The sequence below is a fragment of the Longispora fulva genome, from assembly GCF_015751905.1.
Lineage (GTDB): Bacteria > Actinomycetota > Actinomycetes > Mycobacteriales > Micromonosporaceae > Longispora > Longispora fulva.
This window is the reverse complement of sequence record NZ_JADOUF010000001.1, coordinates 2,512,239-2,536,821: the sequence shown is the minus strand read 5'-3', so window position 1 is coordinate 2,536,821 and position 24,583 is coordinate 2,512,239. Positions and strand designations below refer to the sequence as shown.

At 71.3% G+C, this 24,583-nt stretch carries 21 protein-coding genes and 1 pseudogene; 14 read left to right on the top strand and 8 right to left on the bottom strand.

What is annotated here, in order from left to right; genetic code table 11:
* The first annotated feature begins 124 nt into the window (after positions 1–124).
* The 4 genes from IW245_RS11285 to IW245_RS40535 all read left to right on the top strand — a co-directional run bounded on the left by IW245_RS11285 (position 125) and on the right by IW245_RS40535 (position 3,473).
* Positions 125–1,381, top strand: a complete 1,257-nt coding sequence (locus IW245_RS11285) for an MFS transporter (RefSeq protein WP_197003129.1) — start codon at positions 125–127, stop codon at positions 1,379–1,381.
* Positions 1,378–2,715, top strand: a complete 1,338-nt coding sequence (locus IW245_RS11280; RefSeq protein WP_197003128.1) for a carotenoid oxygenase family protein — start codon at positions 1,378–1,380, stop codon at positions 2,713–2,715. The genes IW245_RS11285 and IW245_RS11280 overlap by 4 nt, the downstream gene beginning before the upstream one ends.
* A 123-nt stretch (positions 2,716–2,838) precedes the next feature.
* On the top strand, positions 2,839–3,192 hold the full coding sequence (locus tag IW245_RS40540; RefSeq protein ID WP_231398762.1) for a protein kinase family protein: 354 nt from the start codon (positions 2,839–2,841) through the stop codon (positions 3,190–3,192).
* Between the two features lie 74 nt (positions 3,193–3,266).
* Entirely contained in the window at positions 3,267–3,473 is a 207-nt protein-coding gene (locus IW245_RS40535; RefSeq protein WP_231398760.1) for a hypothetical protein, read from the top strand.
* A gap of 392 nt (positions 3,474–3,865) precedes the next feature.
* On the opposite strand, the gene IW245_RS11270 is transcribed toward IW245_RS40535, so the two are convergent.
* Positions 3,866–4,375, bottom strand: coding sequence for a hypothetical protein (locus IW245_RS11270; RefSeq protein WP_197003127.1), 510 nt, complete (start codon positions 4,373–4,375; stop codon positions 3,866–3,868).
* Positions 4,376–4,787: 412 nt separating this feature from the next.
* Here IW245_RS11270 and IW245_RS11265 point away from each other — a divergent pair, with 412 nt between their 5' ends.
* Positions 4,788–5,228, top strand: coding sequence for a DoxX family protein (locus tag IW245_RS11265; RefSeq protein ID WP_197003126.1), 441 nt, complete (start codon positions 4,788–4,790; stop codon positions 5,226–5,228).
* 467 nt (positions 5,229–5,695) lie between these two features.
* On the opposite strand, the gene IW245_RS11260 is transcribed toward IW245_RS11265, so the two are convergent.
* Complete coding sequence (locus IW245_RS11260; RefSeq protein WP_197003125.1) at positions 5,696–6,247, bottom strand: hypothetical protein; 552 nt, start codon at positions 6,245–6,247, stop codon at positions 5,696–5,698.
* 278 nt (positions 6,248–6,525) lie between these two features.
* On the opposite strand from IW245_RS11260, the gene IW245_RS41565 reads away from it, so the two are divergent.
* A complete protein-coding gene (locus tag IW245_RS41565) occupies positions 6,526–6,657 on the top strand; it encodes a hypothetical protein (protein ID WP_269215936.1) in 132 nt (43 codons plus the stop codon).
* A gap of 316 nt (positions 6,658–6,973) precedes the next feature.
* Here IW245_RS41565 and IW245_RS11255 read toward each other — a convergent pair whose 3' ends face one another.
* Positions 6,974–10,069: an AfsR/SARP family transcriptional regulator gene (locus IW245_RS11255; protein WP_197003124.1), complete on the bottom strand. Its 3,096-nt coding sequence runs from the start codon at positions 10,067–10,069 to the stop codon at positions 6,974–6,976.
* Positions 10,070–10,159: 90 nt separating this feature from the next.
* Between IW245_RS11255 and IW245_RS11250 the strand changes: the two genes are divergently transcribed.
* Entirely contained in the window at positions 10,160–10,495 is a 336-nt protein-coding gene (locus IW245_RS11250) for a hypothetical protein (RefSeq protein WP_197003123.1), read from the top strand.
* A gap of 222 nt (positions 10,496–10,717) precedes the next feature.
* Here the strand turns inward: IW245_RS11250 and IW245_RS11245 are convergent, their stop codons facing one another.
* Positions 10,718–13,792 carry an AfsR/SARP family transcriptional regulator gene (locus IW245_RS11245; RefSeq protein ID WP_197003122.1) on the bottom strand — a complete coding sequence of 1,025 codons (3,075 nt, stop codon included), beginning with the start codon at positions 13,790–13,792 and terminating at the stop codon, positions 10,718–10,720.
* Positions 13,793–13,952: 160 nt separating this feature from the next.
* Here IW245_RS11245 and IW245_RS11240 point away from each other — a divergent pair, with 160 nt between their 5' ends.
* Positions 13,953–14,870 carry an RICIN domain-containing protein gene (locus IW245_RS11240; RefSeq protein ID WP_197003121.1) on the top strand — a complete coding sequence of 306 codons (918 nt, stop codon included), beginning with the start codon at positions 13,953–13,955 and terminating at the stop codon, positions 14,868–14,870.
* 406 nt (positions 14,871–15,276) lie between these two features.
* Complete coding sequence (locus IW245_RS11235) at positions 15,277–15,717, top strand: SSI family serine proteinase inhibitor (protein WP_197003120.1); 441 nt, start codon at positions 15,277–15,279, stop codon at positions 15,715–15,717.
* Between the two features lie 398 nt (positions 15,718–16,115).
* On the opposite strand, the gene IW245_RS11230 is transcribed toward IW245_RS11235, so the two are convergent.
* Entirely contained in the window at positions 16,116–16,355 is a 240-nt protein-coding gene (locus tag IW245_RS11230; RefSeq protein ID WP_197003119.1) for a hypothetical protein, read from the bottom strand.
* Positions 16,356–16,625: 270 nt separating this feature from the next.
* On the opposite strand from IW245_RS11230, the gene IW245_RS11225 reads away from it, so the two are divergent.
* The gene (locus tag IW245_RS11225) at positions 16,626–16,829 is read left to right on the top strand and encodes a hypothetical protein (RefSeq protein ID WP_197003118.1); all 204 of its coding nucleotides are present in this window, start codon (positions 16,626–16,628) and stop codon (positions 16,827–16,829) included.
* Here the strand turns inward: IW245_RS11225 and IW245_RS11220 are convergent.
* Positions 16,796–17,569 (bottom strand): hypothetical protein, encoded by a 774-nt coding sequence (locus IW245_RS11220; RefSeq protein ID WP_197003117.1) that lies wholly within the window; start codon positions 17,567–17,569, stop codon positions 16,796–16,798. The genes IW245_RS11225 and IW245_RS11220 overlap by 34 nt on opposite strands.
* Positions 17,566–18,294 (bottom strand): ABC transporter ATP-binding protein, encoded by a 729-nt coding sequence (locus tag IW245_RS11215; protein WP_197003116.1) that lies wholly within the window; start codon positions 18,292–18,294, stop codon positions 17,566–17,568. Before IW245_RS11215 ends, IW245_RS11220 begins: the two co-directional genes overlap by 4 nt.
* Before the next feature lie 96 nt (positions 18,295–18,390).
* On the opposite strand from IW245_RS11215, the gene IW245_RS11210 reads away from it, so the two are divergent.
* Complete coding sequence (locus tag IW245_RS11210; RefSeq protein ID WP_197003115.1) at positions 18,391–19,584, top strand: sensor histidine kinase; 1,194 nt, start codon at positions 18,391–18,393, stop codon at positions 19,582–19,584.
* Complete coding sequence (locus tag IW245_RS11205; RefSeq protein ID WP_231398758.1) at positions 19,584–20,267, top strand: response regulator; 684 nt, start codon at positions 19,584–19,586, stop codon at positions 20,265–20,267. The genes IW245_RS11210 and IW245_RS11205 overlap by 1 nt, the downstream gene beginning before the upstream one ends.
* A gap of 529 nt (positions 20,268–20,796) precedes the next feature.
* Here the strand turns inward: IW245_RS11205 and IW245_RS11200 are convergent.
* Positions 20,797–22,119, bottom strand: coding sequence for a ricin-type beta-trefoil lectin domain protein (locus IW245_RS11200; protein ID WP_233472370.1), 1,323 nt, complete (start codon positions 22,117–22,119; stop codon positions 20,797–20,799).
* Positions 22,120–22,629: 510 nt separating this feature from the next.
* Here IW245_RS11200 and IW245_RS11195 point away from each other — a divergent pair.
* A complete protein-coding gene (locus tag IW245_RS11195) occupies positions 22,630–24,222 on the top strand; it encodes a hypothetical protein (RefSeq protein WP_197003114.1) in 1,593 nt (530 codons plus the stop codon).
* 245 nt (positions 24,223–24,467) lie between these two features.
* Positions 24,468–24,557 (top strand): annotated as a pseudogene (locus IW245_RS40530) (DUF1330 domain-containing protein); the annotation flags it as partial.
* Positions 24,558–24,583 lie beyond the last annotated feature (26 nt).

Genomic DNA, 24,583 nt, shown 5'->3' with positions numbered 1-24,583 from the left:
GTGGATCATGCCGGATCCGGAGATCTCGCCGGAACCGGGGCAAGGCCCCGTCACCTACGTAGCCGACGTTCTAGGTGATCCTCACCGACGCGAAGGCCGCCCGCCCGCTGCGAGGCTCATTCCCATGAAGACGAGATGGCTGCCGCTGGCGGCGCTGGCGACCGGGCAGTTCCTGGTGGTGCTCAGCGGCTCGATCGTGAACGTGGCCCTGCCGGCGGTCCGCACGGGGCTCGGCCTGACGGACGCGGGGCTGTCCTGGGTGGTCAACGCGTACGTGTTGACCTTCGGGGCGCTGCTGCTGGCCGGCGGCCGGATCGGCGACGTGCTCGGCCTGCGCCGGGTGTTCCTGCTCGGGACGGCGGTGTTCGCCGCCGGGGCGCTCGGCGCGACGGTCGCACCAGGGGCGGCGGTGCTGATCGCGGCCCGGGCCGTGCAGGGCCTCGGCGCCGCGCTCCTGGCGCCGACCGCGCTGGCGCTGGTCCTGGTGCGCTACCGGGACCCGCGCGAGCGCGGCACGGCGCTCGGGGTCTGGGGCGCTGTCTCCGGGGCCGGCGGCGCCGCGGGCGTCCTGCTCGGCGGGGTGCTCACCGGCGTTGCCGGCTGGCGCGCGGTCTTCCTGGCCCTGGTGCCGCTCGCCCTGGCGGTACTGCTGGCGGTGCGGTGGCTGGTCGAACCGGTGCCGGGCCGGGGTGGACGGGTCGATCTGCCCGGCGCGGCCGCGGTCACCGGCGGACTGCTCGCTGTGGTGTACGGCCTGACCGGTCCCTGGCCGGTGGCGGTACTCGGCGCGGCACTGCTGCTCGGGTTCGCGCTCCGCCAGCGTCGGCATCCCGATCCGCTGATCCCGCGCCGGCTGGCCCCGGTCGCGGCGCCGAACCTCCTGATGGCGCTGCTGGGCGCCGTCTGGCTCGGCCTGTTCTACTTCCTGCCGCTCTACCAGCAGCGGGTGCTCGGCTACTCGCCGCTGCAGGCGGGGCTGACCCAACTGCCGCTGGCGGCGACGGTCACGCTCACCTCCTGGGTGGTGGCCCGGGTCGCCGGCCGCGCCGTCCTCCCCGCCGGACTGGTGGCACTGGCCCTCGGGCTCGCCTGGCTGGCCCGGACCCCTGCGGACGGCGGCTTCCTGACCGACCTGCTCGGACCCTCGCTCCTGATCGGCGTCGGGCTCGGCGTGGCCTTCGTCCGGATCACGGCGATGGCGTCCGCGGGCGTCGCCGCCGAGGACAGCGGGCTGGCCGGTGGCCTCCTGAACGCCACCCGCCAGGTCGGCGGCGCCGTCGGCCTATCCCTCCTGACCCTCCTGCCCTCCTACGGCGCGGCCTTCCTGGCCTGCGCCGCCCTGACCCTCCTGATCACCGTCACCGGAAAGGCAATGTCATGACCGAGATCCGCAAGCCCTACATCAGCGGCCACTTCGAGCCGACCACCGAGGAACGCACCGCCACCGGGCTGACCGTGCACGGCAGCCTGCCCCCCGAGCTGAACGGCCGCTACTTCCGCAACGGCCACAACCCCAGGCCCGGCGTCACGCCGAGCCACTGGTTCAAGGGCGCCGGCATGCTCCACGGCGTCCGGCTCGCCGACGGCCACGCGGAGTGGTACCGCAACCGCTGGGTCCGCACCCCCTACCTGGACGGCGTGCCGTTCACCGGTACCGAGCTGGAAGTCAGCGCCGCCGCCACGAACATCATCTTCCACGGCGGCCGGTACCTGGCCCTGCAGGAGGCCAACCTGCCCTGGGAGGTCACCGCCGAGCTGGACACCGTCGGCGCGTACGACTTCGGCGGCACGCTGACCAGCGCGATGACCGCGCACCCCAAGGTCGACCCGGCGACCGGCGAGCTGCACTTCTTCTCCTACAGCCCGTTCCCGCCGTTCCTGACCTACTACGTCGTCGACGCGGCCGGCACGGTGATCCGCTCGACGGTGATCGACGGCGCGGGCCCGTCGCTGATGCACGACTTCGGCCTCACTCGCGACCACGTGGTGTTCCTGGACTCGCCGGTGGTGTTCGACCACGCCGAGCCGTCCGGCATCCCGTACCGCTGGCACGACGGCATCCCGCTGCGGATCGGCCTGCTGCCCCGGGCCGGCGGCGCGCCGACCTGGTTCGAGTTCGACGACCCGGCGGTGATCCTGCACGTCGGCAACGCGTTCACCGACGAGCGGGGCCGGGTGGTGCTGCGGGCGCCGAAGTTCGACCGCTCCTCGTGGGAGTCGTCGTGGAAATGGTGGACCGGCGCGCCCGGCTACGCCCCCACGCCCAACATCGGCGCCACCCACCACCAGTGGATCCTCGACCCGGCGACCGGAAAGGTCACAGAGGAGTCCCTCGACGACCTGGTCACCGAGTTCCCGGCGATCAACGACGACTACACCGGCTCGACCAACCGCTACTCCTACGCCGTCGGTTTCCCCGGCGCCGGCCTGGACAGCTACCACACCGTCAAGTTCGACCACCGCACCGGCCAGCGGCAGCTCTTCGGGCACGGCGACGGCCGGATGCCCGGCGAGGCGGTCTTCGTGCCCGCCGCCGGCGGCAGCCGCGAGGACGACGGCTACCTGCTCACGATCGTCAGCGACCTGCGGGCCGACGCGTCCCAGCTGCTGGTGCTGTCCGCCTCCGACCTGACCGCCGGGCCGATCGCCACCGTCGAGCTGCCCCAGCGGGTACCGGCCGGCATCCACGGCAGCTGGATCGACGACGAGAACTGACGAGAACACGATGCGGGGCCGGGCGACACGCCCGGCCCCGCGCCGCGTACCCCATCAGGCCCTCCGCTCGGCGGGCGTGCGACGGGCACCGAGAGGCTGCTCATGCTCCACTAGGCTGGGTGCATGGATCGACTTCAATGGGTATGTGAGCTGTACGAGCGGGCCATGTTCGGCGGGGACACCGACGCGGTGGCCGCCAGCGAGCGCGAACTCGACGCCATCGAAGCCGACCTGGCCCTCAGCAGGGGCCGCGCCGCGCACCTGCGGGTCCTCGCCGACCGGCGGCTGGAGCCCGCCGAGCTGGCGCACTTCGAGCGCGCCGCCACGCTGTACCGGCAGCTCGGCGACATGCCGGGCGAGGCGGAGGCCGAGTTCTGGATCGGCTGCTACCACCAGGTGTGCGCCGACAACACCGCGCTCGCCCTGCCGCACCTCGACCGGGCGCTGTCGCTGGCCGAGGGGCGGGGGAGGACCTGACCGCGTCGTACGCTCTGCGGCACCTCGCCTTCGCCGCCCGTCAGGCCGGCCGCGCCGACGAGGCGCACGAGCCGATGACCACCTCGACCCAGCTGCGCCGGCGGGTCGGGTTCGGCGCGGGGGTCGCGGCGAACCTGGTCGCTCTGGGCTACTTCGCCCTCGACGACGGCCGCACCGCCGACGCGGCGGCGCTGTTCGACGAGGCCGAAGGGCAGGCCGCCGCGAGCGGGGCGCACGCCGTGGCCGCCTGGGTGACCGAGGCGCGCGCCAAGCTCGGCTGAAATCCGAGGCGCGACTATCGTGCGGTGCCGGGCTCGGAACGGGCATGCGCCTGGCGATCCCGGATCGACTCTCAGGTCCCGTTCCTACCCGTATCCAGTGCCCGGCATCCTCGAGCAGGCTGTGCCGTCCGCCGTCCGCCGTCCGCCGTCCGCGGGCCGTGGTTACCGATGCGGGCCCCGGTCAGGGCGTGGTGCTTGTGCCGGGGTCATCTGTACGCGGTGGCGGGCGTTGTCGGTGAGGAACTCCGACAATGCCTGGTCGCGGACCCTGCCCGCCGCGCCGATGATCACCTTCCTCGTCGCAGGGCCGGCCGCCTGCAGGTGACCACGGGCCACCGGCGACCCACCGCCTACGCCGGCATTTCTGGAGCCGAGCTCCAAGACGGCCCAAGCTACTGTGCCTCAGGTTCAAGGTGGTGCTCGACGACAGTCCACCAGTGCCGGGCGTTGAGGGAGGGGCGGGCTGCGTCGAGGGTGATCCACGAGCCTTCGACGACCGGGTCGGCGTCGTCGATGACGGCGAAGACCGGCACGTGCGCCCACGGCGTGGGGTGCGGGTAGGCGGTGTCGGGTCGCGGGACGACGTTGCGGACGTACCCTACGCAGCCAGTCTCAACATCCGCGCGGCCGAGGGTCGCAGTAGCCAGCTGGGCGAGGCCGTCAGGGACCGCCATCCGGTCGGGGCCGCTGCCGAGAAACAGCGTCGGCAGATCGAGCCCCCGGTGCGTCGGTACACAGAAGAACTCAACCGTCCCTGGGCTGGAGACCCGCGCCAGAAGCAGCCGGACGATGACGCAGGGCTCTGGCACGCCACAGCGTGTCCCGGCCCAGACCTCGGCCGTGCTGCCCGCAGGTAGCCAGGGTGCATCGGGAACGAGGGCAATCAGGCGTTCATTGAACATCCGGGGAGCCTGACACGCTTTCGGCCGCACGGCGACCCGGGCAACACGCGAGTCACTGGGACGTGGGTGACAGCGGCTCACGGGCAACGGTCCTCAGCATCAGGACTTCACCACTCACGACCCGATGACCTGGCGACTGGCGCAACACGTGCATCTGTTCATGGTTCGAACGGAGATCCTCAAGAACATGACACGAGCCGATTTCACGACAACCCGGATTTCGCCTCGCCGCGTCGAAAGGTCGCAGCGAGAGACCTTCGGGCGAGCGGGGAGCTCGAGCTGGTCGCGGTGGACCAATGTGCATCATGTTCGTTCTCGACAACCTTGTTGACTGATGAAGCTTATGTAAGGCAATCCTAAATTTAACCGTGAATGGTTGACTCGGCAATGACCGGTCCGCCAGGTTCGAGGCATGGGAATCCTGAATAGATCACAAGGGACCGTTCTCTCCGTCTTCCGGATCGTGGTGGGCCTGCTGTTCGCCAGCCACGGGGCCTCGTCCCTGCTCGGCGTCCTCGGCGGCGCCATGGGCAAAGGCGGCACGGTCCCATTCGGAACGTGGCCGGGCTGGTACGCGGCCGTCATCCAACTCGTCGGCGGCGCTCTGGTGATGCTGGGCCTGGGCACCCGCGTATCGGCGGTGATCTGCTCCGGATCCATGGCCTACGCCTACTTCGTCGTCCACCAGGAACGCGCCCTCGCTCCGATCCAGAACGGCGGTGAGGCCTCGGCGATGTTCTGCTGGGCATTCCTGCTGATCGCCGTGTTTGGGGCCGGCCACCTGTCGCTGGACGCCCTCCTCTTCAAGGATCGCGGCCAGACGACCGCCATGCCCCAGGCCGAGAACGGGTGACTAGCCGATCACGTCATTGCCTCCGCCATGGGATGGCCTGACCGGGCGCCGGGATCGCCGACCACAGCGTCTGCGCAGCGGTCGGCGAGCGGCCCCCACCGCGCACGGTGGGCCGCGCAGGCGGACATCGGCGGGGCTGGGCCGAGGTGGCACACGAATAGTGTCCGCTGTTCGAACCGATGCTCGACTGGCTCTACAGCCGCTACCGCGACCACCTCGACACGTGATGGGACACCCTTCCCGCTCGCATTGATCTGGACGGCGTAGCGCTCCAGGTGCGCGGGTATCGTCGTCCCGGCCCCGCAGGCGACCCAGAACGGGACACATCCGAGACCGTCGGCGCTCACAGCACCGAACCATAGCGAGGGCTGACGACCGGCACGGCGGCGGTTGCGGGAACAGCCGGTCCGCCCGGCCCCCCACATGCCGGACGTGCGGGTCGGTGCCGGCGCGAACGACGACCAGTCCTACCTCGTGCCGGCGGCGTCGAGGCTAGTCGTCGGTGTCTTGAACGCCTGGCGAAGGGTTCGCAGGTTGTCGCCTAGGGTCTGCGGGGCGAGATCGATCACCCACACGCCGTCGCGGTAGTGCCAAAACCCGAGCGCGGACCAGACCTTCTCGAGTTTGGTGACAGCGGCGTCACGGGCCGGGCCAGCAAGGCGGTCGTCGTCGGACTCGCCGATCGGTGACGGGTAGCAGGCCACGAGCCGGGCTACTTGCGACAGGACCTCGATCGCCTCACCGACCAGGACCGGGCCGAGCCCGAACCCGCGCCACCGCGGATCCAGGCGGACGGAGCTGACGATCAGCACCGCGCCGCCGAACCCCTGAACCTGGCTGGCCAGATCTTCATCCACGTCTCCGGTGGCCATGTCGAACACGGTGGCGGCGATGACCCCGAGATCGGCTTCGGCACCGTCGAAACCGAGCAGGTCGACGACGCCGAGGTTGAGCCGGTCGATGAGTTCGTGCAGGTCGTTGGCGCAGTGCTCGAGCTGGTAGCTCGATCGGCAGGTCATGGCTCCCGGCCCGGTCGGTGATCACCGTCACCGCGTCCTGCCCCAACTGACACCGCCAGGTCCGGCCAACCCGGCCCGACTCGTGTCGCCCCGGACATCCGCCCTGGGCGACACACGGCATCCGGCCTGACGCTCACCATCACGCCCGCCAGACGTCTGACGAGACTTGGCAGCGGCCGGTGGAGGGAGGGATGACGAGGGTGCCGTCGTCGTCTCCGAGAGACCCGGCGGTGCGGCAGGAGGCCGACGCCCTCGCCAGTCAACACAGCGAGCCATCGGTGGACATGTCCATGTTCACCCACCTGCCTCTCGGCGTGCGCATCACCAACCTGGTCGTGACGTTGAGTTCCGCGGAGGTGTGGATCGTCCGCGAGGCCGCGCTGCAAGACCCGGGCGACGACCTGATCTGACGACGTCCACAACCTGACGTGTACAGCGGGGGCCCCGAAAGTACTCGGGGCCCGACCGCGCCGTAGCCGCTATCGCTCGCCCCTCAAGCCAGCGCCGCCCGGGGGCCCGCTGGCCGGGGGACCACGGCAGCGAGCTGATCGTGTTGTGCTTGGCTCACCGCGCCGGTCGTGAGCCGTCAGGCCTGGGCCCCGGACGGAGCGGTGGACACTTGTCGTGGCGTTGACGGGTTCGGGTCCAGCAGCTGGGCGCACGACGGCGGTGGCTCGGCGGGACCGGCTGCAACCTGGACCAAGTATCCCTACCCATTGATCACCTTCAGACGCGACGAACTACCAGTCCACTGCAGAGGGCATCGATCTCGGTGATGGCCGCGGCGTTTGCGAGCTGCACGTACATCTGGCGGGCCCGCGACCAGCTTTCCCGAGCGCCGTCGACGTCACCGCACGCGACCAGCGCTACGCCGAGGTCGCGCAGCGCCAGGGCCGTCGGGTACGCCAGCCCGGCCCGCTCGAAGATCTCCACCGCCTCGTAGAGCTGTGCCCGGGCTCTCTCCGACTGTCCCCGGCGTAGGTCCAGGACGCCGGACCAGCGGATCGTGAAAGCTCGTTCGACCTCCACCCCGGCGGGGACCGCCAGCTCAAGCGCCGCGTCGAGCGCCTTCCCCGCACCGTCCAGCCGCCCCAATTTCAGAAGGAACCCGCCTAGTTCGCGCAGTACGGCGGCCTGTTTTACCGGCGATCCCATGGCACGCGCGATCGCGAGCGCCTCGTCGAACAGCGCCTCCGCGCTAGCGGCATCGCCGGCTTGGGCGGCTGTCATCGCCAGCATGCGCAGTGCCGTGTAGCGCGGGCGCCGGTTGCCGTGCGCCGCGCACAGCCGCAGGCTCTCCTCGTAGTGCCGGGCCGCCTCGGCCGCCTTGCCGCATTCGCGCAGCAGCAGCGCCATCTCGTTGTGCGCGACGCTCGCGACGAGCTTGTCGCCGGCGTCGGCGGCGAGCGCCAGCGCGCCGCGGAAGAGCCGCGCGGCCAGCTGCTGCTCGCCGGACGCCCGGTGCACCTCCGCCCGCAGCACCAGCGCCTCGGCGCGGCCGCCATCGTCGCCGAGCCGCGCGAACGCGTCATGGGACTGTTCGGCGTACTTGCGCAGCCTCGGCAGGTCGCAGACGTGCGCGGCGCTCGCCCGGTAGGCCAGGTTGCGGGCCAGCACGGCGCGCCCCAACATGTCGGAGTCCGAGCAGGCTTTCCACGCGGTCTCGTGGCTGCGCAGCCAGTCGTCGCGCAGGTCACGCATCTCGTAGAAGCCGAGCGCCGCGTCGGCGAGGTTCCATGCCTGGACGCCGTCGCCGGCCGACGCCGCGTGGTCGATCGCGGCAAGCAAGTTGGCCCGCTCCGCGGCGAACCACTCCTCCGGTGCGGCGGCGAGCCGCTCGGCGATGTGCGGTTCGACCGGCCACCGGTGCGCCGGGCCGATTCGCCGGCTCAGGTACCGACAGGACAGCCTGACGTCGGCCGCCTCGGCGAGGGTCAGCCACGCGCCGACTGCCCGGGAGATCGCGGCGCCCCGGATGGCGCGGGTGTCGGTGGCATACGCCCGCTCGCGCGCGAAGAGCCGGACCAGGTCGTGCAGCCGGTACCGGGGCGAGCCGGTGGCGTCGGTGCCGTTCGGCTCGACGAGGTGGGCGTCGACCAGAACATCGACGAGGGACTCAGCTTCGGCGGTGGTGGTGTCGAGCAGGGCAGCGACCACCCAGTCGGCGACGTCGTTCACGTCGAGCAGGGCGAGCAGGCGCAGCGCTCGGCGGGCCTGTGGGGAGGTGCCGTCGTAGCTGAGCATCAACGAACTACGTACGGCCAGGTCGCCGGTGCGCAGCTCATCGAGGCGTCGGCGGGAGTCGGAAAGCCGCTCCGCCAACCAGCCGAGCGGACGGTCGGGGCGCGATGCGAGCCGGGCGCCGACCACCCTCAGGGCCAGCGGTACGCCGGCGCACGTGTCGAGGATGTCGCGCACGGCGTCGGGGTCCGCGCCGGCCCACCGCTCGCCGGCCATGCGCCGGAGCAGGCGCAGCGCGTCGGAGTCGCCGAGGACATCGACGGCGACGGTCCGCGCCTCGGCCAACGCGCTGAGCCGGTCCCGGCTGGTGACGATCACCGCGCTGGGCGGCGTTCCGGGGAGCAGTGGACGCACCTGGCTCACGGCGGCGGCGTCGTCGAGCACGATCAGCACGCGTCGTCCGGCCAGCCGGCTGCGGTACAGCGCCGCGCGCTCCTCGAGTCCGTCGGGCACCGCCGATCCGGCCACGCCGAGCGACATGAGCAGTGTCGCGAGCAGGTCGTCGGGCCGGGCGGGCGACGTCGTCGAGCCGCGCAGGGTGGCGTAGAGCTGGCCGTCGGGGAACCGGTTGGCCGCTCGGTGCGCCGCGCGCAGGGCGAGCGTGGTCTTGCCGACTCCTCCCATGCCGACGAGTGCGATCACGGTGGGCACGCGGTCTGCGTCGGGGGTGCCCGGCGCGGGCTCCTGCTCACCGAGCAGCGCTTCCAGGATTGCGAGCTCGTCTCGCCGGCCAGTGAAGTCGGGGATGTCGGCCGGTAGCTGCGCGATCCGCGGCGAGGCTGCGACGGTGCCTTCGGAAACGGTCGGCGTGGGCTCGAGGAGCCCCTGGTAGGCCTCGTGCAGCTGCGCGCCGGGCTCCACACCGAGCTCGTCCACCAATCGGGCGCGCACCTCGCGGAAGGAGGCCATCGCCTCGTCCCGTCGGCCGAGGGCTCGATAGACCCGGATGAGCCGGGCCTGGGCGTCCTCGTCCAGCGGGTGCTCCCGCGCGGCCTCGTCGACGAGGGCGAGTACGTCCCCGGCCCGGCCGAGATCAAGGGCAGCGGCGGCGAACCAGCCGATCGACAGCCATCGTTGGCGTACGGTGTCGGCCACGGCCGGATGGTCGGCGAGCAGCGGTACGTCGGTCAGCGGCGTGCACCACCCCAGCTGCGCCTGTCGGAGCAGCGCGAACGCGTCCGCGGCGTTGCCTTCGCGCTGGGCGTCGCGGGCGCGGGCCGTGAGCTGGGCGAAGTGGTGCAGGTCGACGGCGCCGTCCTCGACCCGCAGGGCGTAGCCGTCGCCGGCGCGCGGCAGCAGCCGGCTGGACTGCCGGGCCGTGCGGTCCGGCTCGAGCGCTGATCGCAGGCGCTTGACGTGCGTCTGCACCACGTTCCACGCCCCGGCCGGGATGGTCGCGCTCGTCCATAGTGCTCCGATGAGCTGGTCTCGACGTACAGGCTGCCCGTTGGCCAGCGCCAGCAGGGCCACGATCGCGCGCTGTTGGCCGGGGCGGACGGCGATCTCGGTCGCGCCCCGCCAGACGCGCAACCGGCCGAGCAGTTGCACCCGCACCGGTTCCCCGAGATCCGCAGCGTCCATTCCCGATCCAATCCGCGTCCAGTGATCACCGTCACCATGGTCCGCAAGAAGTATCTCTGTGCTGCACTTCTTCGACCTACAGGAGGACAGTTGAACCGCACCGTCTGGAGGGCAGTGGCCGGGACCGCGATCGCGGCGGCCGCTGTGACGACGCTGGCCACCCCCGCGTACGCCGCGCCCACCGCGTCGCTAGTCTGCGAGCCCACGGCGCACTACTGGAGCTGCAACGCCGACTCGACGCCGAACACCGCCACGGTGCAGTGGTACATCGCCGGGCAGCTCGACGCGGCCTTCACGAACCGCAACGACTGGTACCGGTCGTGCTCGACGGGATACCGCATCAAGGTGACCGTGGTCGTCACCGATGAGACCGGAGCGTCGGCGTCGGCCACCAGGTACCCGATCTGCTCCTCCTACACCCCGTAGGAGAACTGCAATCCGTAGCGAACGTTCTCGACGCGGCGGGCCGGAGCCGATTCCGGCCCACCGCGAGTACGGCAGCACCGAGTGGCCGGCCGGAGAGCGGCCGTGGGCGAGCGCCCCACCGGCACCCCCGTCCCGACCATTCGGGCGGCCAGGTCGGCGCCCGGATGTGAGCACCGGTCGGTGCCGGGTAGTCCGGGGTGGGCGGCGCTACGTCGCGGCAGGTCAGTGCGCGGCGAGGGCGTCCAGGCGAGCCCGGAGCGCGTCCGCCAAGGGTTGACCGAGGCGGGTGTACAGCCGCAGGGCGGCGCCCAGATGGGCCGCCGCCGCGTCCCGTTCGCCGAGGGCGCGGCGGGCGAGGCCGAGGCCCTCGTGCGAGCGTCCCTGGGTGTAGAGGTCACCGGAGTCGTTCGCGATACGGAGCGCGGCCTCATAGTGCCCTACCGCGGACGCCGGCCTGCCGAGCGCGAGGGTGGCCTCGCCCAGGCTGGTCAGGGCGGCGCCCTCCAGGATCCGCGCGCCGGCCTCCCTTGCGATCGCCAGCGCCCGCTGCTGGTGGTCGATGGCGCACTGCTCGCGGCCCACGTGGTGGTACACCTGCCCCAGGCACTTGAGCGCGAAGCCCTCGGCGACCCGGTTGCCGCTGTCGCGGTGCAGGTCGATCGCGCGGTGGAAGGTCTCGGCAGCCAGGTCGTACTCGGCCGTCCGGCGGTAGGCCTCGCCGAGATTTGCCAGCGTGTTGCCGTCGGGCTGCCGATTCGCGCCGGAGCGTTCCAGGTCGATGGCCTGCCGGAAGGCCAGCGTGGCCTCGGCGGGGCGGGCCTGGTGCTGGTGGATGGTCCCGAGGTTGACGAGGGCCCGGCTCTCGACGTACCGGTCGCAGACCTGGCGGCCGGCCGCGCGGGCCGCGGTGTAGTGCCGCGCGGCCGCCTCGTAGTCGCCCAGCCGGGCGTAGCCGATGGCCAGGTTGATCAGCGTCGGACCGCCGGCGTCAAGTTCCATCGCGGCGCGGAGGCTGTCGACCGCCTGCCGGAGTTCGCCGCGCTGGGTGTGGATCATGCCGATCTGGTTGAGGGCGCCGGCCTGTCCGGCGGCGTCACCGGCGTCGCGGTGGGCCTCCAGCGCCCGGTGGGCCAGGTCCAGGGCCTGGTCGTACTCGGCGAGCCGGTTGTGCGCGGAGGCCTGGAACCGGAGCAGGTCGGCCCGCCGGACGGGGTCGGCGACGATCCGTCGCACCTGGTCGTACAGGACGAGGGACTCTCGATGGTGGGCGCGGACGTCCAGGTACCCGCTGAGCGCCGTCGCAAGGAGGTAGCCGAACTCAGGCCCCGCCCGCCCGGCGAGGGTGATGAGGTTCGCCCGTTCGGCGTCCAGCCAGGCCAGCGCCTCGGCCGGCCCGGCGAACGTCAGCGTGCCCGGCCTGGCGGCCCCGGGCACGGGGTGCCGGCTGGCGGGGGTGTCCAGGCCCGCGGCGGCCACCGCGGCGACGGTCACCTGGAGACAATGGTCGGTCAGCCGGTCGAGGGCGGCCCGGCGGTCCGGTTCGGGGAGCGCGGCGGCGCGGTCGGCCGCATACAGCCGCAACAGGTCGTGGAATCCGTACCGGTCACCCGGCCCGGCGGTCAGCAGGTGCGCGTCGCGGAGACCGCGCAGCAGGCGCTCGGTCGCCTCCGGGGTCAGGCCGATCAGCGCGGCGGCCGCGTGCGGGTCGACATCGGTGCCCGGGAGCAGGCCCAGGAGGCTGAAGAGGCGCCGCTCGGCGGGCCGCAGCGCGTCGTGAGACAGCGCGAACGCGGCAGCGACGTCCCGGTCGTCGACGGCGAGTTCGGCCAGCCGGTCGTGTTCGGCGGCGAGGGCGGTGGCGAGCCGCGCCACGGGGCGGGCGCCGTGGCCGACCCGACCGGCCGCGATCCGCACGGCCAGCGGCAGGTAGCCGCACAGCCGCAGGACCTCCTCGACCGCCTCGGGCTCGGCGCGGGCCGCGGGCCCGGCCGCGGCGGTGAACAGTGTCCGGGCGGCCGCGGGCATCAACACGTCCAAGGCCAGGGACGTGGCGCCGTCGAGGGTGGTTAGGCGCCGGCGGCTGGTGATCAGGACCAGGCTGCCGGGGACGCCGGGGATCAGGGGCCGGACCTGGGCCGCGTCGGCCGCGTTGTCGAGCAGGATCAGCAGCCGGCGTCCGGCCACCGACGAGCGCCACAGCGCCGAGCGTTCCTCCTGCTCGGCGGGGATTGTCTCCTCATGGACCCCGAGGGCGCGCAGGAGGCGGTGCAGGGCCTCGTTGCTGCCGAGGGGGGCGCGGCCCGGGGTGAAACCGTGCAGGTCGCAGAAGAGCTGCCCGTCCGGGTACTGCCCGGCCAGGGTGTGTGCGACGTGGACGGCCAGCGCGGTCTTGCCGACGCCGGGCATGCCGTCGATCGCGGAGATGACCACCGTGCCCGCCCGGTCCGCCGCGAGGTCCAGCACCCGCTGGGTCTCGGCGCGGCGACCGGTGAAGTCCCCGACGGCGTAGGGCAGCGACCGGGGCAGGTGGAGTCGTGTGGCCGGGGCCGGTTCGACGTCGTGGCGCAGGATCCGGGCGTGCAGTTCGGTGAGTTCCGGGGTGAGGTCAAGGCCCAGCTCGTCGGCGAAACGGCGGCGGGCCGCGTCGTAGCGGGTCAGCGCCTCGGCGTGCCGGCCGGTCCGGTACAGCGCCGTCATGAGCAGCTCGAGGGGCCGTTCCCGCAGCGGGTGCCGGGCGCACAGCTCGGTGAGTTCGTCGATGAGGTCGTCGGGGCGGCCCAGGGTGAGGTCGAGTTCGGCGAGGCGTTCGACCGCGGTCAGCCGCCGGTCCGCCAGCAGGGCCCGGGCGTCGGTGACGAAGTGCGCGGTCAGGTCCGCGAACGCCTCGCCCCGCCACAGTGACAGTGCGGTGCGCAGCTCGCGTGCGGCCTTCTCCCGCTCGCCGGTGGCCGCGAGGGCCGCAGCGGCGGCGACGCCGCCGGTGAAGAGCTCGAGGTCGAGTTGGCCGGGCTCGGGGAGGATCGCGTAACCCGCCGGCCCGGTGGTCAGTATCGCCGGCGCGCCGATCGCGCGCAGGGCCCGGCGGATCGCCGATACAGCGGTCTGGATCTGGGCGCGGGCCGTGTCCGGCGGCGCCGCGCCCCACACCGCGTCGACGAGCCGGTCGGCTCTGACACCGGTCCCGGCGTGCAACAGCAGGTAGGCCAGCACCGCGCGGTGCCGTGGCGCCAGCGCCGGTGATGGCCGGTCGGCGGCCGACAGCCGCACCGGTCCCAGGACCGTGAACCGTACCCCCATCTCGTCCCCCCTCGCGTGCCGACCGAGAGGATCCCGATAGCGGACGCAGAGCGAACCTATCAAGATCATTCGGCATTCTGTTCCCGGTCGACGGCCGGGTCCGTCCCGGTCGGGCCGCGAGCACTTGATCCACTCGGACCCGCAGATGGGAATCCACTGTATGAAACGCGTCATCACCATCGCCCTGACGATGGCCGCCCTCGTGCTGTCGGCGGTGGTCGTCAACGCCGCGCCGGCCTCGGCGGGGACCAACAACTTCATGATCCGCAACGACGGCACCGGGCTGTGTCTGGAGGGCACGTACAACGTCCCCAGCGCCGTCGAGGATGTCCACGGCGCGTTGTGCGACACCAACAACAAGCGCCAGCGCTGGAACTTCGTCGCGCCTGACTTTGTCATCGAGATCTACATGGCCGCCGACAACGGCGGAAACTCGGGCCTGTGCCTGCACGTTGACGCCTACTCCGACGTGTTCACGACCGGCTGCGGCTCGGAGAGCCCGGGGAACGGGACCCTGAACATGCTCACCTCCCTGGAGACGTCGACGACGATCTCCAACGGCGCGAACGGTTGCTACTTCGGCATGCTCAGCACCGGCGTCACGGGTTGCACCCCGGGTCAGACCACGTCAGGAAAGAAGTGGGACCTCACTTACCACGCCGGGGCGGGCGGTCCCTGGGCCTACGCCAACGCCAACAGCGGCAAGTGCATCGACATGCCCAACTTCGCGTCCGCCAACGGGGTCCCCGCCGACCAGTGGACCTGCGACAACGGCTCCAACCAGAGGTGGACCCAGCGGGTCCGCGGGGCCGGCTTCGAGATCGTGAACCTGAGCAGCGGCAAGTGCCTGGAGATGCCCAACTTCAACACCATCGCCGGCTACCCCGCCGACCAGTGGACCTGTGACGGCGGCTCCAACCAGTTGTGGTTCGAGCGGTTCGACACCACCACCAAGATGTACAGCTACGCGAACCTGTACAGCGGCATGTGCCTGGAACTGCCGAACTGGAACACGGCCAACGGCACAGCGATCGACCAGTGGCCCTGCGACGGCGGCACCAACCAGGGCTGGAAGTAGGCAGCGACGACACGAGCGGGTGCCCACAGCCTCGTCCGGCTGTTGGCACCCGCTCTCTTCGGCTCGAGCGAACATCGAACGAAGTCGTGAACAGCGCGCGGGACCGGCGGCGCACCCCGTTGCGGCCACCCGCCATCGAGCGACACATTGACAAACATCGACAGAAGCTTGGGTTCCCACGTCTGCCTGTGGAAATGATCACTAGATCATGATCCTCAATGGATGGACGATCGCAACAGGTAGCTCGACCTGCGGCACAGGGCGCCACGCAAATCTACTCTAAATACACATTGCTAAGACAATGCGCCGGATAACAGCCTTTATTATCTCGTATTCACCTACAGCTGATCTTGTGTGGACCAGGCGTCCGCCAGACAGAGGGGGACGACACGCGAAAGAAGGCACAATGCGTCGACTCGTAGCCACCGCCGGCACGCTCCTGATGGCCGGCGCCGTTGCCGCGACCCTGGGGGCCGGCACCGCGCAGGCCGCCACCACCAGCACACCCGTCCTGCTGGGCTCCCTGCACCTGACGAAGACCGACAACGCCGGGACGACCACCCAGGCGGACCTGACCTGCGTCCGGGGCATCAACGTCCAGGGCCAGATCTACGTCAGTGGCAGCGGCACCGTCACCAACCCGGTCGCGGCGTGCCAGGAACTCAACACCGTCAACGGTGACCTGACCAAGCTGATCGTGCACCCGACCTGGTTCCCCACCAACGTCGTCGCGCCGGTCTCGGTCACCGCCACCGGTAACTGGGGCGCCACCACCGTCGACTTCTCCCGCACGTACACCAACGGCAGCGTCCTGGCGAAGTACACCGGCGACGTCTTCCAGTTCTAGGATCTGTAGTCCTCCTGACGGGCGCCGACCGGACGGTCCGCGCCCGTCAGTCCTATCCGAGCGACATTCGGGCCGCGACGTCGAGCCCACGGGACCGGACCAGCCATTTCCACGGCCAGTGCCGGCGGCACCGACCTGCTAGGGACCGTGACGGACACCGAGAGCAGGCTCTTCGGACTCGCCATGCTCGATCCGGAGCACGACTCGGAGGTGCCGCAGGCCCAGCTGGGTGGACAGCTCGATCCTCGTCCTGACCTGCCGAGTTCCAGATACTGCCTCGTTTGGCTCGCAACGCTCCGAGCCGCCGTGCCGACGAATGTAGGTGCCTGCAGGATCGTGGCGCGCGAGCTGGTCGCCAGGAGTGCTCAGCGTAGCCGTCATCTGGAGGCTGTTCGGCACTATCTTGGAAGAGGTCGACGCGTCTCACATTGGCCGGCTATTCGGTGTGGGGCGTGCGCGGCGACGATCTCGTACGCCTCGAGGAGCCCCTCGGCGCGTTCCCCGGTCACGGCGGCCGCGGCCTCGGCGAGGTATTGCAGGACGGGACGGGCGAACAGCAGCGGCTCGGTCAGCGGATCCAGCCGTGGGGAACCGTGCGGTTCCGGGGCCGGCCCGTGCGACGTCGGGACGTCGGTCATACCCGCCACGCTACGACGTGAGCGCATTGGCGCTCCTCCCATTGTGGGGTGGCGTCCAGGATGTCAGACGCCACCCCACGACGATGCCGGGGCCGGCGGCGTGCGACGCGCCGACGGCCCCGGCCGTACCCCTGCGCCCGCGTCCGCCGTGGATGGGAGGCCGTCACGGCGCGGATACCTCCAGAAGGTGCCATACCCGGCCGGCGGCCGGGCAAACACCTTCCGCCGTGTCGTCTTGACTCCCCGGCGCGGAGTTTCGACGATCCTGGCGTGGAGATGATCGAGATCGCCCGGTTCTGGTACGGCCACCTTGACGAGGCGCGGGCGGAGGTGCTCATCCACCGTCACCCGAACGGCACGGTCGGGGTGCAGGCCACCGTCGCCGGGAAGAACCGGCTCCTCGAACATCTCACCCGCGAGCGGGCCGACCTGCTCGCGCCTCAGCCCGGGTCGCGGTGCCGGAGCAGGAGGTAGCCGGCCAGGTGTGTGACCAGCACCCAGCCGGCCAGTAGCGCCAGGCCGGTCCAGGCGCCGTAGTCCCGGGCCCACCGGGGATCGTCCTGCGGGCCGGCCAGGTGCAGCATCACCCAGCCGAGCTGGTCGGGCAGGTACTGGGTAACCGCCCCCAGCTTCGGGATCCCGCCCAGGCCCTGCGCGCCCAGGAACAGGGTCGGCAGCAGGACGGCCAGGGTCGGCACCGGCCGGCGGAGCACACTCGCGACGCCGAGCGCGAACGCGGCCATCAGCTCCAGGTACAGCCAGGCGCCGACTGCCGACTCCAGCACCCCGGGCCCGCCAGGGTCGAGCACCCGGGGGCGCAGCCCGACCCGTGCTCCGACGAAGGCCGCGGTGACCATGGCGGCGGAGGCCGCGCCGGACACCGCCAGGACGGTCAGCGTCTTGGCCAGGTGGAACGTGGCCCGGTTTGGCACCGCGGCTAGGCTGGGCCAGATCGTGCCGGTCGAGTACTCGCCGGTCAGCTGGAGCACCGCGAACACGACCAGGGCCAGCTGGGCCAGGGTCAGCCCGTACCACGCGGGAAAGAGCAGATCGAATTTCGCCTCCTGCGCGGCCGGCAGCGGCCGGTGCATGGCCAGTCCGACCAGTCCGCCCAGCCCGGCGCTGAGCGCCACCGCGATCCCCAGGGCCACCGGGGTCGACCACACGGTGCGCACCTTCGTCCACTCGGCCCGGCAGGCCGCCCCCAGGCTCATCGGCTCGGCCCCGGGTCGCCCGGGTCCGCCGCCGCAGCGAGCAGCCCGAAGAACGCGTCCTCCAGCGTGCGGCCGCCGGCGACGAACTCGGACACCGGCCCCGCCGCCAGCAGCCGTCCCGCGCCGATCACGATCAGCTCGTCGGCGGCCAGGGCGGTCTCGGCCATCAGATGGCTGGAGACGAACACGGTCCGGCCGGCGTCGGCCAGTTCGCGGACCAGTTCGCGGATCCACAGGATGCCGTACGGGTCCAGCCCGTTGGCCGGCTCGTCGAGTAGCAGCACCGGTGGGTCGCCGAGCAGGGCGGCGGCGATCCCGAGCCGCTGGGCCATGCCGAGGGACAGGCCCCTGGCCGGTCGGCGCGCCACGTCGGCGAGCCCGACCTGGTCGAGGACCTCGCCGACCCGGACGGCGGGAATGCCGTTGCTGTCCGCCAGCCACCGCAGATGGTCGCGGGCGCTGCGGCCACCGTGCACGGCGCGGGCCTCCAACAGCGCGCCGACCCGGCGCAGCGGCCGGCGCAGAGCCGGGTACGGTGTGCCGTCGAACAGCACCTCGCCCTCGTCCGGTCGGTCCAGGCCGAGCATCATCCGCAGGGTGCTGGACTTGCCCGCCCCGTTGGGCCCGAGGAACGCGGTGACCACGCCCGGCCGGACCTCGAAGGACAGTCGGTCGACGGCGAGCCGGCCGCCGTACCGTTTGCTCAGGTTGCGCACGGAGATCATGCCCCGACGCTAGGCTCCCCAGGCCCGGCCGACAGTCGGCGGAACTCACCGTCACCGTCCTCCAAAGTTGACACTCTTCGGCGGTACGTTGGCGGCATGCCCCGACTCGTGCTCCCCGTGCTGGCCGCCCTCGCGGACCTGGCCGTGTTCGCGGTTGGGCACGCCGGTCGACTCTCGCCGTGGTGGATCGGCGCGCACGCCCTGGCCACGGTCGCCGTGCTGGTGTGCGCCTGGCGGTGGCCGGCCGTCGGCCTGGTGCCGGCCCTAGTCCTGGGCGCGGTCGACCACGCCGTCTGGGCCACCCTCCTATGGACCTGTTACCGTTCCGGGCGGTCGGCGGGCCGCGCCGGACCAGCTGTGGCGGCGGGCGCGCTCGCCGGGGTGCTCGGTGGCCAGTTGCTCGCCGGTCGGCCGACCCCGGCCGCGGTCGGCCAGCTCGTGTTCAGCTACCTGGTCTTCGCCGGCCTGCCGCTGCTCGCCGGCCGGTACCTGCGCCAACAGCACCAGCTCGTCGAGGCACTCCGGGAGAGCAACCGCCGGCTGGACCGGGAACGGGACCTGATCGCCGAGTCCGAACGGCTCCGCGAACGGCTCCGGATCGCCCGGGACATGCACGATGCGCTCGGCCACCGGCTCAGCCTGGTCTCGGTGCAGGCGGCGGCGTTGGAGGTCACCGGGGTCGACGACCGGGCCGGACAACTGGCCGCCGACGCCCGCCGCGCGGTGACCGAGTTGCACGAACTCGTCGGCGCGCTGCGGGGCCAGCCCGACCGCCATCGGGGGCTGGGCGCGATGGACGAGCTGGTCGCGGGCTTCCGGGCCGCCGGCGTCGACCTGACAGTACACCGGTCGGGTGCGCCGGTCGCGGTGTCCGCGCTGGCCGGGCACGCCGGGTACCGGATCGTGCAAGAGGGTCTGACCAACGCCGCCAAACACGCGCCCGGCCGCCCCGTGCGGCTCGCCCTGGCCTGGGAGTCCGACGCCCTCCTGATCACCGTGACCAACCCGGCCGACCCTGCCGCCGCCCCCGGCGCGGCTCTGGCCGCCCCGCCCTGTGGCGGCCCGGGTAGCGGCGGGCACGGCCTCGCCGGCCTGCGGGAACGGCTCGAGTCGGTCGGCGGGTACCTGGATCACCGGTGGCAGTCCGGCGAGTTCCGGCTGTGGGCGATGCTGCCCGCCGGCGCCGAACCAGTCGCGCCGCCGCCGGCCCGGCCGGTGCTGGTCGGCCTCGCCGCCGCGACCGCCCTGTTCGTGGTGCTGCCGTTCGGGCTGCTGGCCGGGTCGCGGTGATGACCCCGGTCCGGCGGACCGACGACGGCCGACCTCTGATCCGGGTCCTGCTCGCCGATGACGAGCCCCTGATCCGGGTCGGCGTCCGCACCGTGCTGGAGTCCGCCGCCGACATCACGGTGGTCGCCGAGGCCGGCGACGGCCGGGCGGCCCTGGAAGCGGCCTCCGCGTATCGGGTGGACGTGGCGGTGCTGGACATCAGTATGCCCCGGCTGGACGGCCTGGCCGCCGCCGAGTCCCTGCTCGCCCGCCGGCCGGCCCCGGCGGTGGTGGTGCTGACCGCGTTCGGGCTCGAGGAGAACGTGCTGCGCGCGGTGCGGGGCGGCGCGGTGGGCTTCGTGCTGAAGAACTGCGCGCCCGAGGAGCTGATCGGGGCGGTCCGGGCCGCGCACGCCGGCCAGGCGTACCTGTCCCCGGCGGTCACCCGACTGGTCCTGGACCAGGTCCGGCCGCCGGCCCCACCCCGCCGGGCGGACGCGGTCCACCGGCTGGCGACCCTGACCGCGCGGGAGACCGCGGTGCTGCGGCTGGTCGCGGAGGGCATGTCGAACGCGGAGATCGGCCGCACGTTGCGGGCCACCGAGACGACGGTGAAGACATACGTGAGCCGGATCCTGGCCAAGCTCGCCTGCACGAACCGGGTCCAGGCCGCACTACTCGCCCGCGACGCCCTCCACGACTGACGGTCAGGACGGCCAGCCGGCCGTTCGAACCTGATCGGCAACGGGGCGCGGCGGCATCGGGCGGGTACGCCGCTTCGCCAGGTCCCGGGCTTGCCCGCCGGCTAGGTGGACCGCGCGGTGTCGGGAACGTGTTCGTTAGGTCATGCCAGACTGCGGCGGATACGGGACGAGCGGAGAGTGTGTCTGAATCGTTCATGGGCAGGGAGCGTGAATCGCTCTTGCGGGTTGCAGGCCGGTTCAGGAGCCCCCTGCCGGGGCACGGCCGGAGGAGGTGCGTGATGGTGTCGGGCACGGACGTGTCGGCCCCGATGAGTCCGACGGCAGTGCCGGCGGCGTCGACCTCGCGGCCCGCGGGTCGTGCACGGGCATGATCTCGGAAGGTGTCAGCATTCGCAAGATCGCCGCTGCGGGCCAGCCCGGCGGCGGATTCTACCGTCGGGCAGACCCTTGAGGCCGCGACTCCGAATACCCAACTATGGAGCGAGCCTGGTCGGGAACTTTCCCCGACCAGGCTCTTCACAAAGGCGGACTAGCTGTGCGGCACGGACCACTTCTCGTTGGTGGCGCCGGCGACGCAGTCCCAGATGTCGAGTTGGGTGCCGTTGGTGGTGACGCCGTACGGGTCGTCGAGACACCGACCGGACATCGGATTGAGCAGCGTGCCGTCGGCTTGCGGCATCCAGACTTGGGCGCCGGTGCCGTTGCAGTCGTAGAGCCACACCTTGGTGCCGTTGGCCGTCACGCCGCCGGAAACGTCCATGCATTTACCAAACGCCGAGAGGGTGTGGGCGGCGGTGACGGTCCATCGTTGTGAAGCCGTGCCGTTGCAGTCGTAGAGCTGCACGTGTGTGCCGTTGGCGGTCAAGCCACCCGCGACGTCGACACACTTGTTGGAGTAGGCGCTCACGATGGTTCCGGCGGGTCCGTCCGGGGGCGGCGTGACGCCGGTCGCCGTGGTCGTGGCGAGGACCGGACTCGGTGCGGTCGAACTCGTGGTGAGAAGGAACTTCGTATAGCCGCCGACTGGGACATACGGCCAGACCAGACCGCTGCCGGCCGCCCCGCCGCAACTCCACAGCCTCGGAGCCTCGCCCGTCTGACTGATCCAGATACAGGTGCCATTGGTATACGTGCTGGTAAAACTGACCGTTGTGGTGCCCGCGGTCTGCCCGGCAGGAATGACAACTGTGGACGGGGAAGCCGTCACCGTCCCTGTTGGCGTGACGCCGGTCGCCGTGGTCGTGGCGAGGACCGGACTCGGTGCGGTCGAACTCGTGGTGAGAAGGAACTTCGTATAGCCGCCGACTGGGACATACGGCCAGACCAGACCGCTGCCGGCCGCCCCGTTGCAACTCCACAGCCTCGGAGCCTCACCCGTCTGGCTGATCCAAATGCAGGTGCCACTCGCGTTCGTACTACTGAAACTCACCGTCGTGGTGCCCATGACCTGCCCGGCAGGAATGACAACTGTGGACGGGGAGGCCGTGATGGACGGCGCCGCCGCCGAGAGAATGATGATCTGTATATCACTGTTGCGTACCGACGGCGCGTCGCCCGGATTGCACCACGCGGTCGACGTGCCATTTCCCGCTACCTGATTGCCGTATACCCGGTAAATGGTCGGGGGGAAGCTGAACGGATACGAGCAGAGGTCGGTCACCACCCACGTCGTGGTGTCCGCCGTTGACGAGCAGGTCGCCCGGATCGGCAGGCCTTCGCCGGTCGATCCGGTCGACTTCGAGCAGCTTCCCGGGTCCTGGGCGTATGCGGCGCCGCCCCCCAGTACCAGCGTCCCCGCCGCGACAACTGTCGCGACAGTGACACTGAGCAATGTGCGTAACCGATGCTTCACCTGAACTCCAATATGTAGGCATGACCGATGCTGGACGGATGTTTCACGTAGCGCGGTCGGCGAGGCGACAACGCGGCGTTCGCAGACGCCGGGTACGTCAAGAGGAGGTCAGATTGTTGTCCGGGCTGGTGTTCGCGTTCGCCGGTGCCGCCCCAAGGCCCAGGGATCCGGCGACGAGTGCGGCCACTGCCAGTGCATTGAACAGATGACGCATGGTGTTCCCTTCGTTGGTGAGAGGTGTGGAGGGACAGTAACGGCCAGCGACTCCTGTCGAAGTCTCACGTTCGTCTCACATCGTGCGGGGGTCTCGGTGTCGGATACCGGCCTGGCGCCATCGGACCTCTTGGTCGGTCGGGCGTGGCGACGTTAGGGTGATCCATGCAGGACGATGAGGCGACCAGGATCCGGGCTTTGCTCAGTGCTGCGAACGCACCACGGGTGATCAATCTGGTCGGTCCAGTCGGTAGCGGAAAATCGGCTATCCTCGGCGGCCTTGCCACCGAGGTCACCGTGTTGGACGACGTCCACGGCGAGGCCGACCTGGGCGGGCTCGTCCTTCCCGATGCCCCGATCCTCATCGCGAGCCGTCGGCCGCTGCCGGCGTACCGGTCGTGGAATCCGGCCGGTCCGGTCGCCACCGTCGAAGTCGGGCCGTGGCCCGATGACCGGATCTCCGCCCTGCTCGGCGGCGCACCGGCCTCAGGCCCGGAGTACCACGACAATGTCCTGCGACTCGCCGGCGGTAACCCTCTGCTGGCAATCGCCCTGAGTCGAACTCCGCTCACGCTGCCGGGCCTGGAGGCACCGGGGGCCATGGCCGACGGCGCCGCCCGGCAGGTACTGGACCGCCTCGCCGGTGAGGCGGCCGGAATCGACCAGGCCCTGCTGCTGGTCGCCGCCGTCGGGCAGTGCGACGAGGACCTGCTCGTCCAACTCGGCCAGGGGCCGGCCTTCGCCGGCCTGCTCGGCTCCAGCGTGATCATTCCCCTGGCGCACGGCCTAGCCGTGGTCGAACCGTTCCGCACCGTCTTCGACCTGGCCCTTCGCTGGCGGGCACCGGTCTCCTACCAGACCGCGCTGACGCTGGCCGCCGCGCACCATACCCGGCTCCTGTCCACCGATCCCGATCGCGCGGCGCGGAGCGATCGGGTGGTGCAGTCGCTGTTCCTGACCGTCGGCGGGGGCGTTCGGTCGATGTTCGCACCGGTGACCGCTCCCGTGCACATCCGGCCGGCCCGCGCCGAGGACGAGCGCGACCTCGGCCGGCTGATCCGCCTGCGGTCCACGCGGGGCGACATCGACCCACGGCAGTCCGAACGGCAGAACATCGCCTGGCTGCACGAGCTACCCGAGGGTGTGCACGTGGTGTGCGACGAGGAGGACCGGCCGGTCGGGATGACCGGCATCGTGCCGATCACCGACCACACCGTATCGACCCTGGAACCGGTCCTGCAGCAGCACGCCGAGACGGCCGCCGCCGGTGGGGTCTTCCTGGGGACGGCGCTCTACGACGAACGGTACCCGGCCGCCCGGACGGCGTTGTTCCGCTTCATCATCGCCACCAGCTTCCAGTACGGACGGCTGGTCATCTCCACCCCGACGTCGGAGTACCAGCAGGTCTCCACCCGGCTCGGGTTCCACGCCCACGGCCCGCTCCGCCACGACGTCTTCGGTGGGCCGCTGCCCACCCAGGTCTACTCACAGAGCTTCACCACCGAGGCGCTGTCCGGCTGGCTGGACCGGTTGCGCGGCCCGCGGCTGGCCCCGGTCCTGCCCGACGACACACAGTGGGCGATCGGCCACCTCCGCGAAGCCCTCGAACATCTCGACCGGCCCCTCCGGCTCGCCCGCAGCCCGCTCCTGGCCGTGGTCGGCGACCCCGCCACCCTCCGCGACCTCCTCCGGGGCGGAATCCGGGATCTGGCGAACAGCACCATCCCGGCCGAGGCCGAAGCCGGTCAGATCCTGACGCTGTACTACCTCGACCGCACCGGCGGCCACGAGTTCATCGCCCATCGGCTTCACCTGAGCCGAGCCACCTACTACCGCCGACTCAACCAAGGACTGGAACAACTGACCCGACCGCTGCTCGCCATGACCTAACCGACTTCACCGCCTGTGGTGGACCCGGCCGAGCGCGTCGGCCAGCCGGTCCAGGTCGGGGTGGACCGCGCGCAGGTGGTTGACGGGTGGCTGACGTGTGAAGGACCGCCGTTCGTTTGGCGTCATGGGCAGCGCCATAGGCGGCCTGATCCTGGCCGCCGGCACCGACACCGGCCACCTCTTCCCGAACGACGACGCCTACACCACCGCAGCGCTGATCGGCATCGCCGCCATGGTCACGACCAGCGCACGAGAGTGCGGCCTACCGCGAGGCGCTGGCCGTCCTCTCCGACGGCGTCGAGCGCGACTTCCGCATCGTGGAAGGCATCGACTGACCGTGACCGGCTCACCGGCGTCCAGG

Coding starts and splice junctions, on each gene's coding strand:
- IW245_RS11240 (WP_197003121.1), top strand. CDS start 13,953: ATGAAACGCGTCATCACCATCGCCCTGACGATGGCCGCCCTCGTGCTG.
- IW245_RS11270 (WP_197003127.1), bottom strand. CDS start 4,375: ATGTTCAATGAACGCCTGATTGCCCTCGTTCCCGATGCACCCTGGCTA.
- IW245_RS40535 (WP_231398760.1), top strand. CDS start 3,267: ATGACCACCTCGACCCAGCTGCGCCGGCGGGTCGGGTTCGGCGCGGGG.
- IW245_RS11235 (WP_197003120.1), top strand. CDS start 15,277: ATGCGTCGACTCGTAGCCACCGCCGGCACGCTCCTGATGGCCGGCGCC.
- IW245_RS11215 (WP_197003116.1), bottom strand. CDS start 18,294: ATGATCTCCGTGCGCAACCTGAGCAAACGGTACGGCGGCCGGCTCGCC.
- IW245_RS11280 (WP_197003128.1), top strand. CDS start 1,378: ATGACCGAGATCCGCAAGCCCTACATCAGCGGCCACTTCGAGCCGACC.
- IW245_RS11260 (WP_197003125.1), bottom strand. CDS start 6,247: ATGACCTGCCGATCGAGCTACCAGCTCGAGCACTGCGCCAACGACCTG.
- IW245_RS11220 (WP_197003117.1), bottom strand. CDS start 17,569: ATGAGCCTGGGGGCGGCCTGCCGGGCCGAGTGGACGAAGGTGCGCACC.
- IW245_RS11265 (WP_197003126.1), top strand. CDS start 4,788: ATGGGAATCCTGAATAGATCACAAGGGACCGTTCTCTCCGTCTTCCGG.
- IW245_RS11210 (WP_197003115.1), top strand. CDS start 18,391: ATGCCCCGACTCGTGCTCCCCGTGCTGGCCGCCCTCGCGGACCTGGCC.
- IW245_RS11255 (WP_197003124.1), bottom strand. CDS start 10,069: ATGGACGCTGCGGATCTCGGGGAACCGGTGCGGGTGCAACTGCTCGGC.
- IW245_RS11205 (WP_231398758.1), top strand. CDS start 19,584: ATGACCCCGGTCCGGCGGACCGACGACGGCCGACCTCTGATCCGGGTC.
- IW245_RS40540 (WP_231398762.1), top strand. CDS start 2,839: ATGGATCGACTTCAATGGGTATGTGAGCTGTACGAGCGGGCCATGTTC.
- IW245_RS11285 (WP_197003129.1), top strand. CDS start 125: ATGAAGACGAGATGGCTGCCGCTGGCGGCGCTGGCGACCGGGCAGTTC.
- IW245_RS11230 (WP_197003119.1), bottom strand. CDS start 16,355: ATGACCGACGTCCCGACGTCGCACGGGCCGGCCCCGGAACCGCACGGT.
- IW245_RS11245 (WP_197003122.1), bottom strand. CDS start 13,792: ATGGGGGTACGGTTCACGGTCCTGGGACCGGTGCGGCTGTCGGCCGCC.